General features: G+C 64.2%; 12 protein-coding genes. 6 read left to right on the top strand and 6 right to left on the bottom strand.

Features of this window, described 5'->3' with window-relative positions; all coding sequences use genetic code 11:
- Positions 1-216 precede the first annotated feature (216 nt).
- The 4 genes from ACWD4O_RS27050 to ACWD4O_RS27035 all read right to left on the bottom strand — a co-directional run bounded on the left by ACWD4O_RS27050 (position 217) and on the right by ACWD4O_RS27035 (position 5271).
- Entirely contained in the window at positions 217-615 is a 399-nt protein-coding gene (locus ACWD4O_RS27050) for an ATP-binding protein (protein WP_451283601.1), read from the bottom strand.
- A 96-nt stretch (positions 616-711) separates the two neighbouring features.
- Entirely contained in the window at positions 712-1563 is an 852-nt protein-coding gene (locus ACWD4O_RS27045) for a helix-turn-helix domain-containing protein (RefSeq protein ID WP_451283599.1), read from the bottom strand.
- A gap of 223 nt (positions 1564-1786) precedes the next feature.
- Positions 1787-4222 (bottom strand): S8 family peptidase, encoded by a 2436-nt coding sequence (locus ACWD4O_RS27040; protein ID WP_451283597.1) that lies wholly within the window; start codon positions 4220-4222, stop codon positions 1787-1789.
- A gap of 74 nt (positions 4223-4296) precedes the next feature.
- Positions 4297-5271 (bottom strand): AAA family ATPase, encoded by a 975-nt coding sequence (locus ACWD4O_RS27035; RefSeq protein ID WP_451283595.1) that lies wholly within the window; start codon positions 5269-5271, stop codon positions 4297-4299.
- 741 nt (positions 5272-6012) lie between these two features.
- Between ACWD4O_RS27035 and ACWD4O_RS27030 the strand changes: the two genes are divergently transcribed.
- Positions 6013-6633 carry a hypothetical protein gene (locus ACWD4O_RS27030; protein WP_451283593.1) on the top strand — a complete coding sequence of 207 codons (621 nt, stop codon included), beginning with the start codon at positions 6013-6015 and terminating at the stop codon, positions 6631-6633.
- Positions 6634-6994: 361 nt separating this feature from the next.
- Here ACWD4O_RS27030 and ACWD4O_RS27025 read toward each other — a convergent pair whose 3' ends face one another.
- Positions 6995-7186 carry a hypothetical protein gene (locus tag ACWD4O_RS27025; RefSeq protein WP_451283591.1) on the bottom strand — a complete coding sequence of 64 codons (192 nt, stop codon included), beginning with the start codon at positions 7184-7186 and terminating at the stop codon, positions 6995-6997.
- 147 nt (positions 7187-7333) lie between these two features.
- Between ACWD4O_RS27025 and ACWD4O_RS27020 the strand changes: the two genes are divergently transcribed.
- The 5 genes from ACWD4O_RS27020 to ACWD4O_RS27000 all read left to right on the top strand — a co-directional run bounded on the left by ACWD4O_RS27020 (position 7334) and on the right by ACWD4O_RS27000 (position 13996).
- Positions 7334-8497: a hypothetical protein gene (locus tag ACWD4O_RS27020; protein ID WP_451283589.1), complete on the top strand. Its 1164-nt coding sequence runs from the start codon at positions 7334-7336 to the stop codon at positions 8495-8497.
- Between the two features lie 1508 nt (positions 8498-10005).
- Positions 10006-10713 (top strand): hypothetical protein, encoded by a 708-nt coding sequence (locus ACWD4O_RS27015; protein WP_451283588.1) that lies wholly within the window; start codon positions 10006-10008, stop codon positions 10711-10713.
- A 193-nt stretch (positions 10714-10906) separates the two neighbouring features.
- On the top strand, positions 10907-12016 hold the full coding sequence (locus ACWD4O_RS27010) for a sugar ABC transporter substrate-binding protein (RefSeq protein WP_451283620.1): 1110 nt from the start codon (positions 10907-10909) through the stop codon (positions 12014-12016).
- Between the two features lie 13 nt (positions 12017-12029).
- A complete protein-coding gene (locus ACWD4O_RS27005) occupies positions 12030-12806 on the top strand; it encodes an ATP-binding cassette domain-containing protein (RefSeq protein ID WP_351910354.1) in 777 nt (258 codons plus the stop codon).
- Positions 12797-13996 carry a sugar ABC transporter permease gene (locus tag ACWD4O_RS27000; RefSeq protein ID WP_451283586.1) on the top strand — a complete coding sequence of 400 codons (1200 nt, stop codon included), beginning with the start codon at positions 12797-12799 and terminating at the stop codon, positions 13994-13996. The genes ACWD4O_RS27005 and ACWD4O_RS27000 overlap by 10 nt, the downstream gene beginning before the upstream one ends.
- Before the next feature lie 98 nt (positions 13997-14094).
- Here ACWD4O_RS27000 and ACWD4O_RS26995 read toward each other — a convergent pair whose 3' ends face one another.
- A complete protein-coding gene (locus ACWD4O_RS26995; RefSeq protein ID WP_451283584.1) occupies positions 14095-15267 on the bottom strand; it encodes a hypothetical protein in 1173 nt (390 codons plus the stop codon).
- Between the last annotated feature and the right edge of the window lie 218 nt (positions 15268-15485).

Raw genomic sequence — 15485 nt, 5'->3', positions numbered from 1 at the left:
TCATCGATCGCCATGATCCGCTGCAACTCGTCCGACATGACCACACCTCCTAGAAGTACCCAGGAGTCTAGGGCCCTAGACGGAATGGGCGGGAGTCGCCTGCCCGAATGAACTCCGATCACATAGAAGCCGGCCCGCCGCCGAGGCACCCCCCGAGGACTCACCCTCCACTGCCCACGAGGCAGCCACAGCCACGGATCACCGCCGGACGGGAGGTCACGCCGCTCCGTTCCGCGGCAGCTCGGCCCAGACGCAGCGCCCGCCGGCGGGCCGGTCTTTGACGCCCCAGTCCTTGGCGCAGGCCGCGATCAGCATGAGCCCGCGGCCGCCCTCTTCCACCTGGCTGTTGACGCTGCGGAGCAGGGGCTCCTCGTCGCCGCCCTGGTCGGTCACCTCGATGCGGACCAGGTCGTCGTCGAAGCAGACGACCACGAGGAACCATCCGCGGTACCAGCCGCTTCGCGTGTGCCGGACCGCATTGGCCGCCATCTCACCGACGACCAGGACGGCGTCGTCCACCAGGCCTGAACCCTCAAGTAGGGCGGCGACGAAGTGTCGGGCCTCCGCGACCTGCCAGGCCAGGCCGGGAAAGATGCGGCACCACTTTTTGGGCATGGGAACTCTCCTCTTCGTCTAGGGGGCTAGACGGCATTGCGAGCAGAGTATTCCTGCGCGTGACCGATGGGCCAGGCATCTAGAGGAATTATTCCTCTAGCGGGTGGTGAAGTCCTCCAACTCCCGGAACTCCTGCATCACCCGAAGCAGGAGCTCCCGCGCCTCGATCCCGAAGATCGCAGCCTCTTCGAACCGGGCGAAGATCTCCTCGTACGCGGCGACCTCGGCGGAGTCGTCCAGGACTCGCTCACCTCGGAAGATCTCGACGACCACCGCCCGCCGGTCGCACAGGGTGAACCCGTGACGAGGCATGACCGGCACCGCCCGACGCCAGGGGATGACCCCGAGGCGCACCGTGCTCAGACTCTCGACGGCCAAGAGCCGGTCGAACTGGGCCAGCATCAGCGAGGGGTTCCCGGGCCAGGTCCGCAACACGGCTTCGGTCAGCACGAACACCGACTCCCGCCCCGGCTCGTACAGGAGGCTCTGCCGCTCCACACGGGCAGCCACGGCACGGCCGACGGCCTCAGGGGTGGAGTTTGGCGCACTGTCGAAGACGTTTCGGGCGTACTCCGCGCTCTGGAGCATGGCCGGCAGAACAACGCACTGAAACGAGCGGACAAGCCGAGCAGACCGCACCGCATCGTCAAGGACCGCCCCGGCGGGAGACTCCTCGTCAGGCGACTCAACCCTGTCCGGAGCAGCTTCCACGGCGGCCAAGAGGTCACGCACTTCACGAGAGGTCGACTCGTCGAGATCGAGAGCCAGGGACAACCGGCCCAGGACGTCGAGGCTGGGAACCATGCGCCCGTTCTCCACCTTGGACACGGTCGGTTGCCCCACGCTGGCACGTTGCGCCAGGACGGCACCTGTCAGGCCAGCCCCTGTACGAAGCGTTCGAAGACGCACCCCAAGCGCCTTCATCAGCTCTCGTCGCTCACTCCCCATACCCAGGGTTTTACACCACGGGACAGACGGAACCAGGCCCGGATGGGTGGATGATCACCAGCGAGCAGTCGGGCCGTGATTCAAAGTTTCTCTACTGGTTCAAGGCGGCTCGCTCCGCTCCCCGCGCGCGGCCCGGCCCCCGGCCGGGCCTGCGCTCCTGTCTGCGCCCCACTCCAGCCCGGCCGGGGGCCGGGCCGCACTACAAGGGGCTGCCCCCTAGAAATCACGGCCGAACATCGACCCTACCGCGCACTTGATCTCGAACCTGCTGATAGATATCGACGCCGATCGCAGGTGCCACCCACAGTGAAATTACAGCGGCGTACGGAACCCTTTCGCCTTGTAGCCCACCCGCCTGTTCCAGGCATTTCACCCGAACGCTCATTTCGGAACCGCGACCGTAGGCAAAAGCCTTTTGCGTTTCCCAGCTCAAATGCTGCACAGTACCGGCACCGCGAGTTGCCGTTTGGGTGGGCAGTCCCGCAGGAGTTCCGAGATCAGGAATATCACCAATAGGCTTGACAAGCGAGAGAGCAGCTCTCCGATACTGCCGATGCCGCCAATTCACGGGCGATAGCCAAGCGAGCGTAGCGTCGACCTTCTTCACTTCGCGAACGCCCAATCCGTCAGGTAGCGGAAATCGCAGATCCTGCACCTCAGATGCTCCGATCGAGCCGCAAAAGAGCAAGACAGCCTCATTTGGGGCACACCCACCAGCCAGGTCACGAACGTGGACACCGTTACCAGTCGCCCGCTCTAGAGGAAATTCACCCTGCGGAACATCCAGTGGACCGGTGCCGTGAACCAGTAGTGCTTTAACCGCAGAAGCACGCTGGCCTCGCGTCAAAGACTTGTCAGCCGTAATTTGCTCGACAAGTTCGTAGAGTTCTGCTGCTTGACGAGTTACCAAGGCGCATGCAGGACTCGTCCCCGCGATGAACAACTCTCGCCCAGCCCCAGGCGCCGCTACACGGATTCCTGGTCCACGCCCAGAGGTGCCGGAAAACATGAGTGCATCGCTAGGAGGCAGCGGAACTCGGAAGAAAACCTTACCTCCATTTGCCGAAAGTTCCGGCTTGAGGCTTCGCCTATACCCAGTACCAATTGCAGTAAAGGGGCTGATAGTCAAAAGGCCATCTGCCGGATCTGCAACATATCCACTAGGGGCCACCTCGGAACCGTCGTCATGAATGGCACCTACGGTAATCGAATTGATTGACTCAGATGGCGACATCAGACGCCTATTAAATTGATCACGCCTCTGCGATTCAAGTACTGCTTGTCGCCGAGCATCCCCTTCCAACTGAAGAAGCTCATCGGTATTCAGCGAGTGCAGCGGAAGTCGACCGTGATTCCCCGCCGACACGACAATCAAGACGCCGTAGTGATAACTGAGCCAATCCAGCATGCGAGCCCACGAAGACAGCAAGGTATCAAAAAGCGTCGCAGGGTCGCCGACCGAAAGGTTCACGATAGCAACATCCGCACCAGCCGGGCCCGCACCATCATGCTCTTCAAAAAGTTCACGGAATGCACGCAGCATCAAATCTGGAGCGAGCTGACCAAGCGGCAATTCTTCACTTCGGTCAATTGTCTCAGCGGACGGGGCCAGGATAGGCCTAACAAGGATTGGGCGCAGCAGTGGATTAAGACCTTTACTGAGGTCTCCCCAAACGACAGCTGAGGACATCCACGTACCATGCTTGCGTTCGTCTACCGTCGATTCACTTGCCAGGTCGTCTGGGTCGTGTACCAACACCCGGTCCTTGAGAAGTGGGTGATTGGCTTCAGGAACCCCGTCGAGAACACAAACGATGGGCGAGAGATTCGCGGGCGCAATCGGAAAAGCGTCAACGCTCGAATCAATAGGCTCGCCATATACAGGCAGGGCCTGACCTGTGACGCGTAGATACATGACGTTGGCAGATTTGACCAGCCGAACGTTATCAAAACGCCCGTTGGCTAGTTCCGCCAGAGTCGCCGAGGGAACTGCGCACTTAACTCCATGGTAGCCGATGCTATCAATGGCGACCGACGTCTTAATCTCCCCGCCGGCTTGAGAGATGAGAGCCTCAACTTCTCTCTGTGATTTAGTACGTGCAGCTTCTGTTTTCCTGTACCAAAGCTCTACTTCCACCTCAAAGAGGAGATCCGGAAGCTGCCCGCCAAAGTGCTCATCCCAGTCCACCATCTTGAGCCGGTCCTGTGGCCCCCAAGGACGAACATCTTTTAGGTGCACAAATAGATCACGTAGAGGAGCATACCCGCGGGGAAGCGCTCCCGTGCGCTTCCAGGTACGCCATTTACTCAGTAGTCCATCAAACGCATTTTGATTTAGGCATGCCGCATGAAGGCACGAACTAAGGAGCAGATTTCGCGGGTTCTTCGACGCAAGTGTAAACTCTGCATCAGGGTCTACCTCGTCTTCCGTCTCAAGAAGAATCTCCATACCGAGACGTCGAGCGACTTTTTGCAGATCGAGCTGCTCTTCAATTGCTTCGAAAACCAGCACGAGATGAGGATCGGCGTCTTGAATGGAGGCGACGAGCTGAATCTGGGCCGCCAACTCCTCGGCCGCTGAATCCAGTTGATCATTCAAACGATCAATGCGACGGCCGCCGCCAGCAATGTTTACCCGAACGCTGCTTCCACCGCCCATCTTGAATCTTACAGAGGGACCCGGTTCCCCTAGAATTACCGGACGAGAGCGTGAGACTTCGCCGTCCGCACTTGTCATTCAGCTTCCCCCACACGAACAGACCAATGATGCAAGACCCGTTGTACTACTTCTTTAACGTCTGGCTCCGGACCGGAGAGAATCGACCGTCGCTGCACGTCTAGTGCAAATTCTTCAAGCTCTGCATAACTTACTTCACTGAGACGCTCTGCAATTGTCCTCAAAGACAAGCCGAATTCAACACCGGTTCGCGCTGACCACGCGCTCAGCCATTCAATGCGGCCTGCGCGCGTCGGATGTGGAAGTTCGAGTCGCAGCTGCATTCGCCGCCATACTGCCCGATCTAGCAATTCGGCATGATTCGTCGCGGCCACGACGACTACGTGACTCGGCAACTTATCCACTTGCAGAAGCAGCGAGCTTACGACTCGCTTAATTTCGCCCGTTTCGTGAGTATCTCCACGCTCTTTCGCTACGGCGTCAAACTCGTCAAAGAATAGTACGCATGGACGAATCCTGACAGCCGCAAAAAGTGTCTCCATGCGCGTTGCAGTCTCACCGAGGTAGCTTCCGATCAGGCCTTCATATCGAACACTCAATAGAGGAACGGCAAGCTCCGTAGCAATGGCCTCAGCCAGAGTAGTTTTGCCACCCCCCGGCGGTCCGACGAAAAGAAGCCTGTGCCTCGGCTCGACTCCATGACTCCTCAACAGGTCACGCCTGTGGTGCTCTTCAATGAGTTCATTGATCGCAAGCCTGACATCGCCCGTCAGAACTAGTTCAGTAATACGCCTCTCGGGCTCCATCTCGTGGAAAAGACCAGCTGCTTCGCCATTGCGAGTAAGCGCAGAAACATGATTTCCGGGAGCCGGTCGCCGCTTCGTCAAGGCATCTGCAAGTTGGGATGCAAGTACGCCGTGTTTCTTGCTTTCTTCCTCTGCGATGAGCGCTTCAGCGGCACGTCGGAAAGCAAGATCGTCTCCCCCTGCCCCTGACTTCACCAGCGCCAGCAGCAAGTCGGCACGCGCCACGAGCCCTCCCATGATCAAAGTTGTCTGTTGCGGCTATACACCATCCTCCCAGAAGCGCTCAGCTGAACTGGAGCCTACTCTCGGCCTTGGCAGTTCTACCCAAAAATCCCGAACATGGGCGATCTTCGCGGCTGACGCAACGGAGAGACCGCTACAGCCTGCCCGGAAAGTCAACACACCAGCAACGTGGCGAGGGCCGGTGGGGGCTCAGCGAGACACACGCGCACCTCATCGGTTGACACACCCGCCATCGTGGCTGGCTGTCGAGGGCTGAGGAGCAACGGGCTTGAGATCATTCAGCCTCAGTGCCTACGAGGTCCGCTGCACAGTGCCAGAGGTGAACCACTGCACAAGCGTCGCAGCGAGGTGCACGGCGCACCGAGCCGCTTCCGGCGTCTCGGGAACTGTCCCAGTCTGCGCACCGTGTCTAGAGGTCTGTCCCTCCCACAGAGCGCACATCATCGCCTCCACAGGCGCGACAGCATCCTTGCCAGGAGGGGTGAAGAGAGCGGTAGTGAACTTGGAGGGCGAATTGCGGATCACTCGGATCATCGAGCCCAAAGTCGCCCTTCCGTTGTTCGGCTCTATGACGGCGTGTGCAGCGGACTCAGCGGCCTTGATGGCCTCGCTGTAAGCCCGTACCGGATCGGAATACCGCCCGTAGGCCGCCGCCCACGCTGCGGCCAAATGGTCGGCAGCAGAGCCGGCAGGAGGGGAACTAGCAGCATCAGCAACTGTCTGTTGGACCGCGCCCCGTACCGCGGAGGCAACGCGTATCTCCAAACCAGTCAAGTCATCGGCTACCTGATAGGCAGAGCCGCCCTCAGAGAGGACCGCGCCAAGGACATGCGCCGCGTTTCGATCGCTCCTGCTTTGGGCGTCGCTCTGTGTCCGGCTTGTCTTGTAGGCAAGCAACGCATCAATGACGTCCAGCAGTTCGACATCGTCCGTTCCAAGCAGTCGGTCGACAGGACTGCTGTATGGGGCAGGATCTATGCGAAGTCGCAGGCAGAGCACCATTGCAAGGGCGTGGTCCACCTGCTCTCGGTACTCGCCACGGCCAAGCTGGGCGTTCAGCCAACTCGTGAGCGGCTGTCGAAGGTGCGCCGGCACGCCCTCATAGGGAGCACCGTCGCTAAATTCATCGGCGAGCCCAGCGCGGATGGAGAAGCGCCGACGTGGAGCAGTCGTCATGAACGAGAGGGTAGTGGCAATGGATCGGACACATGGGTAGATTTTTCGCTCCCGGAGTCGGCATGGCGCCGCACCAACGGCCGCACCTCCAGAAGCCATCCGGCCGGCCGGCGCAGCGCCACAAAACGTGTAGAACGCGATCCCTTCTTCTGCCCTGCCGAGGCTTGACATCAGGGCCGCTGTACCGGGATGCATCGGTGTACTTCGGCCGTTCCTACCAGGTGTAAAGATCGAGCGTCCTGATCGGTGAGTGTCTAACTGCGTGACAACGCCCACGGACAACAGCGGACACGCGCGTACGTCGGTGGACCGTCAGTCCAGGTAGAGCTGCACCAGCCCAAGCCAGCGCCCCCGCCCGAGTTGCTTCGGGACGAAGAAGTCACCGCGCAATATCTCGTCCACCGCGGTTCCGCCGTCGCAGGTTGTAGACGCCGGCCTGCCCACCATCAGCTCCGGAAAGCAGAAGGGCCCACCGACTTCATCGGCGGACCCTCGCGAAAGATCGCGGTTAGTCACTTCTGCGGGAAGGTCACAGCGTCCTGGGGACGAGGAGGTGGCAGTCCAGGATCTTGCGGGCTGCCTTCCGGCGGGATCGGCCGGGGTGGAACAGGGCGACGCCCACGATGACGACGTACACGGTGATCCAGAGGTACAGGGCCGTGATCAGTGCCCAGGACAGGGGGCCGGTCGTCGGGAGGAGGTCGGTGAAGGTCATCAGCATGGGTTCTCCTGGTTCGTTGCCGGGCCGTTTACTCCGGCGGTTCCTCAAGAGCACCACGTGCGGTGCACCTGGCCTCGGTGAAGGTGGGGGGTCTCTATATCTTCCGAAGCCACGTCCCCTTGTAGCGGGAGTGGGTAGATTCGCGCCATGTCTTCTACGACTGGTCCGGTATCCGCTGATCAGCAGCTCATCGACCACACGCGCCAGCACGGCTACGGGGTGTCGATGAAGCAGCTCGCGTCCTGGCGGCGGGCGGGTTTATTGCCAAGGCACAGGGTGCGGGCATTGGGCCGGGGGCGGGGGAGTGCATCGGTTCCGGTCGACGAAGCATTCGGCTTGGTCGTGGCGCTCGCCCGATTGGCCCGGCGTGGTGCTCGGCCGTTTCATCTGGCGCTGGCCTTGTTCGGCGAGGGACATCCGGTGCCGGAGCATGCGGTGCGGGAGGCCCTCGGGCAAGCCGTCCGGGGTCTTGGTACCGGTCTCGGTGACGAGGGTCCGATAGCCCGAGAGGACGAGGAGGAGTGGGCGGAGCGTGTTGCCGACGAGGTGGTCGCCTCCGGTCAGCGGGTCCGGCTTGTTCCCGCTCGGGCCCGCCGAATCGATGAGGGAATCATTCGGTGCATGCGTAACCGGGGTGTGGATTGGCCTCCGCCGGAGCTGGCTGAGCTGGACCTGAACCCAGAACCTCCGAATCTGTCCGACAGCGATGTGACGGCTGCGGTAGTGACCACGGTGCTGCGCGGGGGTGCCGCCATCACGCCGCAGGGAATCGGTGATGTGCTGCGGGCCATGCAACCCACGGGGTGGTACAACCCATGGGCGTCCTTGGCTGAATACACGGTCGTGGACGTCCCGGATTTTGCCGATGAGGTGTTTCCCGCCGATGGCGGTATGAGCACCCTCCCCGACCGCCCTGTCCTCGACACTCTGCTGTGTCTGGCGGAGACAGCGCCCCTGGATGATCTACGGGACGCTTGGGAGGCGAGCGGAGCGACCCGGGAATGGGTTATCGACCTGTGCGTACGAGTTGAGGCGGAGATTGAGGCCAACCTGCTGGATGACGCGGCCTACGAATGGATGATGGGCAGAACCCTTGGGATGGGAATGCTGCTGATGGCCGACGTGAGTAAGCGTCACTGGTCCCCGGCGGACCAAGCGTCGACGTCCGTGGGTCTGTTGATGATGCGGCAGGGGTTCCGCTGTCTCGATGAGAAGGTGCCTGGCTGCCAGTGGGAGCTGCTCGAATCCCCCGCCATGATGCCACCCCCACTACTGCCGTTCTTCCGGGCCGGTCTCGGCCGCTCCGGGTGAGGACATAGCCTCGCGCTTTCATGAAGCGGGCTGTCCGACGGGCGCTCTGGAAAGCGGAGAGTGACTTTGAACAGCGAATTTCGATGTCAAGAAGACGCTCTCCCAGACGACTACTACAGCGCGGCGTGCGTACAGGAACATGTCGCCTGGCTGCTCGCCTGGTCAGCGGTACCGGCAGCGTGGCGGAGGCGAGTGGGAGCACAGCGAGGAACACACGCGAGGCCGGCAGGCGCCCCCGCCTTCGTGGCTGACTGCCATCAGCTGAGCTTCAGGCGAGGCGTGTCGAGAGGGCAGCGGTCAGTCGAGTGGGGCGAAGCTGGGCCGTCCCTGGGCCGTCCAAGGCCGCTCACCAGTGGCCAATGACGACCAACGGCGACCACTCGGCGCACGAGCACACCGCCCCTGACCAGCAAAAACCCAGCTCACCAAGACCCCCGGCAAGACCCAGGGCAAGAAGAAATCGCTTTCGCACTCCAGTGGTCCTCGTTCAGCCAACGTGCGTCACGTGACTGTCGGAAGATGTCAGGGCATTGTCGGATAGCAGGGTTATCGTCGCCGCCAAGGTCTCTGGTGCGGTTCTTCGATACGGGCAATTCCCTGGGTCTGGGGGCGAGATGCCCTCTTCCAACTGCCCCAGGCCCCCCACGAGAACCAAGCACTGGCGACCAGGCCACGGATGATGGTTGGGGCGTCGTGTCCATTTGCGGCGCTGAGCAAGCCGCCGATGGCGCAGACGATGAGGAGCAGGGCAAGGAAGGACCAGATCATGATCTTCATGTGGGGAACGGTATCCGGCCCGCGCCGGCCCTTGGGGCGCAGGGGAGTAACTCCCCGGCGGGAAGGTCGCCCGCCGTACGGTGCTTCTAGCCGTGTCTCGCCGCCGAGGCGCTGTTGGCGATGATCAAGCGAACCAACCTCAGATCACGTACTGGCCCACGTTCAGGGCAGCCGAGTACGACCAAGCGAAGCCGCTGTAATGAGTGCTGCGGTACAGCAGCGGAGTACAGCAACTACCGTGACCGCAGGCGACCGCCAACAGCCATCAATGGCCGACTGACCAGCCCACCAGACCTCAATGACCACCCGGCCGAGAGTTCGGGACGAAGAGGTCGTGGGTTCAAATCCCGCCACCCCGACAGCTGAGTAGCAGATCAGAGGGCCCTTACCGGGTAGGTAAGGGCCCTCTGGCGTTGCTGCGTGTCCAACTGCGTGACTATCGATTCGCGAGTGCTTGGCTGCGCGCCTACGTCAGGTTCGGCAAGCCGCGGATCGGTGCCGGAGATGCCGTCCATGGCGACCGCGCCAGTCTGGACGACGGGCCTGACGTGGTCCCAGGCAAGGGCCCGGAGTTCCTCGGTCCGGGCCCGGTTGGCAGCGCAAGGACGATGTACGCGTGCATCGAAGTGCAGTGCCTCGGTGGTGAGCTGACCGGGAGTCAAGTCGGCTATTGGGACTAACCGTCTGCGCCGATACGCCGGAAGGCTCTCCGCGTTCACCACCATGAGCGGATGAACCTGCCGCGCGGTGACCAGGAAGTTCTCCCGTTCGACGACGTCCAGGCCGAGATCGGAAAGCGCCTCGACGATGTCGCCAAGATCCTTGCTGGAGCCCTGGTCACGGTGGCCGGCGTCATGACCGCACTGGGGTTGACGAGCGATGTCGCGTTCGTCGCGCTCAACAACGAGTCGTGGCCGATCTACGTGGCCGCGCTCAGCGCCATCCTCGCCATCGTGTGCAGCATCGTCGCCCTGCTCATCCATCCGACGCGGCAGGGCAACGTATGGGAGACCGTTGTCCTGGGGCTCGGCGTCATCTTCTACATGGTGGCCTTGAGCGTGGCGGTCGTCGGCGCGGCCCAGGCGGCGGGTGGGAGCGGGCGCCCGACCCTTACCGACGTCAAGCTCCAGGGGCAGGCGTCCGATCAGCGGCTGGGCTTCGGCGTCCACGCGGACGGCGTCGAGCGGTGGGCGAGCGTCAACGTGTACGTCACCGCCGTAGACGCAGAACAGAAGGATCTACCCGGAACGGGGAACCTCTACGAGGTCAGCCTCAGACCTGACGACAAGGGCGAGATCGACCACCAGATCAGCATGCCGCTCCCGATTCCACGGAATGCCTGGGGAATTCTGATCATCGCCACGAATGCCGTGGGAAACGACCGCTGTGGGGGACGGTCCTCTCACGGCCCGTCCTGCTCGGTGATCAAGCTCTCCTGACCGCGCGAAGGCAGGTGGGGGGGGTCACGGCAACGGCAGCACCCAGTGAAGGACGAGCCGAGAACTCTCTGGGTTGCACGAACAACGGCGGATGACCGCGAACGTCTGCGGACCCTTCGTGTCTGCAACTGGGCGAGTGCGTAGGGGAGCGCCTACTATGGGGTAATACGGGATAGATTCTGAGGAATCGATGATGGGTCTTGGTGCCAGGTTTCCGGTGGTGAAGCGTGGGTTCCTTGCCCGTGGGGCCGTGGCGATCGTGGTTGCCGGCGGGCTGGTTCTGGCTGGGGGCGGGTGTGGGGGTGACGGGGGCGGGGAGGGGCGTCTTGAGGTCGGGGTGCTGCTTCCAGGGGGTGGGGCCTCTCGGTTCGGGCAGTTCGATCGGCCGCTCATCCAGGCGAAGCTGAAGGAGCTGTGTTCCGGGTGTCCTGTTGTCGTCGCCGCCACGCCTGATCCCGCGGTTCAGCGGCAGCAGCTCGAAGCCATGATCGTCAGGGATGTGGACGTTCTGATCATCGCTGCCGTCGATCCCCAGTTGCTGCATCCGTCGGTCGAGGCCGCTCATCGGGCCGGGATTCCCGTTGTCGCCTATGACCGGCTCGCCCAGGGGGCCATCTCCGGGTATGTGACTTTCGACGGTGCGACGGTCGGGCGGCTTCAGGGGGAAGCCCTGCTCAAGGCCATGGGTCCGGCGTCTCAGGGGCGGCAGATCGTCATGATGAACGGGGCCACCACCGATCCCAATGCCGGCTGGTTCAAGCGCGGGGCGCTGTCGGTCCTCGAGGGCAAGGTGAAGATCGGCAAGTCCTACGACACCGCCGGGTGGCGGCCCGAGAACGCCTTCGTGAACATGAAGGGGGCCATCGCCGCCCTGGGGGCCGGGAACATCGACGGTGTCCTCGCCGCCAATGACAGCCTCGCCGGCGCGGTCGTCTCCGCTCTCAACGCCACCGAAGTCAGGCCGCTGCCGCCGGTCACCGGGCAGGACGCCGACCTCGTGGCCGTGCAGCGGATCGTCAGGGGCGATCAGTACATGACCGTCTACAAGCCCTACAAGCCCGCGGCCGACGCCGCCGTCGAGATGGCCGTCGCCCTCGGGCGCGGGGAGTCGGTCGCGTCCATCGCCACCGGGACCGTCGACAACGGCACCACCGAGGACATCCCTGCCGTGCTCCTTCCGTCCGTCTCCGTGACCGTAGGGAACATCAAGGACACGCTCGTCAAGGATGGTATGTACACCATTGATGAGATTTGTACTCCTAAGCTGCGGTCTGCGTGTGAGGACGCAGGACTGATCCGGTGAGGAGGTGGCCTCCGTGCCTCAGCCCCTGCTCGCGTTGCGTGGCGTCTCGAAGCGGTTCGCCGCCGTCCAGGCGTTGGTGGACGTCGAGCTGGAGATCAGGGCCGGGGAGGTGGTCGCCCTGGTGGGCGACAACGCCGCCGGTAAGTCCACGCTGGTCAAGGTGATCTCGGGGGTCGGTCCCGCCGACCGGGGGGTCATCGAGTGGCAGGGCAGCGCGATCCAGATCAAGCGGCCTCAGGACGCCCAGGGGCTGGGCATCGCGACCGTCTATCAGGACCTCGCGATGTGCGACAACCTCGACGTCGTCGGCAATCTCTTCCTCGGGCGGGAGATCCATCGGTTCGGCATCCTCGACGAGGTCGAGATGGAGCGGCACACCAACGAGCTGCTGCACACCCTGTCCATCCGCATTCCCGATGTGCGGGCGCCGGTCGCCTCGCTCTCCGGCGGTCAGCGGCAGGTCGTCGCCATCACCCGCTCACTGCTCGGCACGCCCCGGCTGCTGTTGCTGGACGAGCCCACCGCCTCGCTGGGCGTCGAGCAGACCAGTCAGCTCCTCGACCTCATCGAGACACTGCGCGACCGGGGCCTGGGGATCCTGCTCATCAGCCACAACATGGGCGACATCAAGGCCGTCGCCGACCGGGTGGCCGTTCTGCGTCTCGGCCGTAACAACGGGCTCTTCGACGTGAACACGACCTCCCAGGAACAGATCATCTCCTCCGTCACCGGCGCGGCGGACAACGCCGTCGGCCACCGATCGACCCGCCCGGAGGAGACGTGGCCGTGAAGGGGAGGCCGCCGGCGGAGTACTTCGGCGCCGTGCGCCGGCGGCTGCACGAACGGGATCTCGGGCCGGTGCCCGTTCTGCTCGCTCTCGCCGTGACCTGGGCGGTCTTCCAGGGACTGAACGACAACTTCCTCTCGCCGCGCAACCTGTCCGTCCTGAGCGTGGACATCGTCGGGACGGGCATGATCGCCGTCGGCATCGTGTTCGTGCTGCTGATCGGTGAGATCGACCTGTCGGTGGGCTCGCTCGCCGGGCTGTCCGGCGCCATGTTCGCGGCGCTGAACGTGAACCTCGGGATGCCGGAATGGCTCGCGGTGGTCATCGCGGTGATCGGCGGTGCGGCCGCCGGGGGCGTCCAGGGGTTCTTCTTCGCCAAGATCGGGGTGCCCGCGTTCGTGGTGACGCTGGCGGGGCTGCTGGCCTGGAACGGGCTGATGCTCTACCTGCTGGGGACGGAGAGCACCATCAACTTCGACGAGGACGGTCTGGTCGCCACGCTGACCAGCCACTACTTCAGTGCCGCCGTCGTCACGTACGGCGTGGCGACGCTGGGCACGGTCGCGTACCTCCTCGTCTCCTTCCACGACCGACGGCGACGCGGCGCCGCCGGGATGCCGCACCGGGCCGTGAGCGAGATCTGGGCGCGCACGGCGCTGCTCGCGGTGGTCGCGTTCGCCGTCGTCTATGTGCTGGGGCGGTTCGAGGGGCTGCCGCTGGCGCTTCTGATCTTCATCGGGGCGATCGTCGCGACGGACCTCTTCCTGCGCCGCACGCCCTACGGCCGGCAGGTCCTCGCCCTGGGCGGCGGGGTGGAGGCGGCGCGGCGGGCGGGCGTCCATGTGGCGCGGGTGCGGATCGCGGTGTTCGTCGCGTCCGGGGGCCTGGCCGCGATCGGCGGTCTGTTCGTGGCGTCACGGCTGACGTCCGCGAGCTCGGTGCCGGGCTCCGGCATGCTGCTGATCAACGCGATCGCCGCCGCCATCATCGGCGGCACCAGCCTGTTCGGCGGGCGGGGCTCGACCTGGTCCGCGCTGCTGGGGGTGCTCATCATCCAGTCGATCGCCTCGGGCATGGCGCTGCTGGGGGTCGAGCCGCCGGTGCAGTTCATGATCACGGGCGGGGTGCTGCTCGCCGCGGTGACCTTCGACTCGTTGGCACGACGGGCCGCGGAGGCACGCGGGCGGGTCTGAGGCCCGCTCCCGGGGGCAGCGGCCGGCCCCCGGGTGGGTCTCCGTGCGCGGCGCGGCCCGGGGGCCGGCCCGCGCGGCAGCCCGGGGACCGGCCGGCCTCAGTGCGCCGCGCCGTCAGGCTCGTCCGCTGCCGACGGGTGAACGTATCTGCCGCGGTCGAACGGGGTGAACCAGTCGCCGATCGCCAGTGGAGGGGCGGCCAGGGGGGAGACCGCCAGCGGCGGGGTCGGAGGAACCCCCAAGGGAGGGACTCCGAGAGCCGCTTCCGCGTGGTCCTCGTCGATGCCGTCCGGCGAGTCGTCGTAGAGCCAGTCGTAGAGCCAGTCGTGGTCCAGGTCCTCGAACACACTGCCGGCGAACGCGTCGAGGGCGGCCGAGACGTCGTCGTCGAGGAGCTCGTACAGCTCCAGGGTCATGGTCGCCTGGCCCAGCAGGAACCTCAGGGCGAGTCCCTCGGCTACGCAGCTGAGCCGCTGGAAGCTGCCGTCGGTGAAGCGGGTGGTCATGGCGATCACCGTGACCAGGAAGCGGCGGGCGAAACGGGCGTCGTACTGGAGGGCGTAGCGGTCGGGAAGGCGTTCCAGGTGCCAGAGGGGACCTTCGCACTCGGCGACGGTGGCGTCCTCCTGGGTCAGGACCTGGACGTCCTCGAACAGCTCGTCCACCAGGGAGTCGGTCGCGTGGACGAGGGCGCCGGCGGCGAGTCGGGCGGACTCGGTCGGGACGGCGTCGTCGAGCACGCCGAACACGGCCGGTGGGAAGGAGCGGAGTTCGTCCGCCAGGCTCAGCATCCGGACGCGGGCGGCCTCGGCCTTCGCCCCGGCCGCGTAGCGCTCGGCGACGCCGTCGGTCACCGGGACCTCGCTGTGCCGGGCCTTGCGGACGGCGGGGTCGTCGGGCGGTGCGTCGGGGCCGTCGGCCGCGTCGAGGCTCTCCCTGGCCAGATCCTGGTGCAGTTCGACCTCGCACCGATCGATCTTCCAGTCGGCCAGCAGCTCCGTGCGCTCCAACAACTCGTCGACCAGCGCCTGTACCGAGTCCTCGGCGAACTCCAGGGCCGGTGCGTCCACGATCACCTTCAGCAGGGCTCCGCCGGAGTAGACGGCCACGATGGTGTCGAGAAGTTCGACCTCCACACCGTCGGGCCCTTCGACGGCCCTGACGGACTCGAATCCGTCCTCGATGAGCGCCACCGCGCCTGCGCGCTGAAGCGGGTCCATCTCCGGAGTGCCCTCCGGGATGCTGGTGTCCACGGTCACTACGTACGTCACGTGTCCGAGCCTCGCAGGAAGGGGCCGCTCTGCGCGAGGGGATGGATCGAGGTTCGCCTGTTGGAAAGCTTCAGGCTATGCAGACGGTGAGCACGACGTGAGCGGAGGGTGCGTGCACCCCAGGATGTTTCAGTGATCCCGATCACAACGGGAGAGGAGCTGCGCCGTCCACTCCCGTCGGACCAGCAAGGCTTGTTAGCTTTGGCCATAGCCCGGTC

The sequence above is a fragment of the Streptomyces sp. NPDC002623 genome, assembly GCF_053592635.1.
Note: the sequence above shows the minus strand (reverse complement) of the source record. Positions and strands in the feature narration are given on the sequence as shown.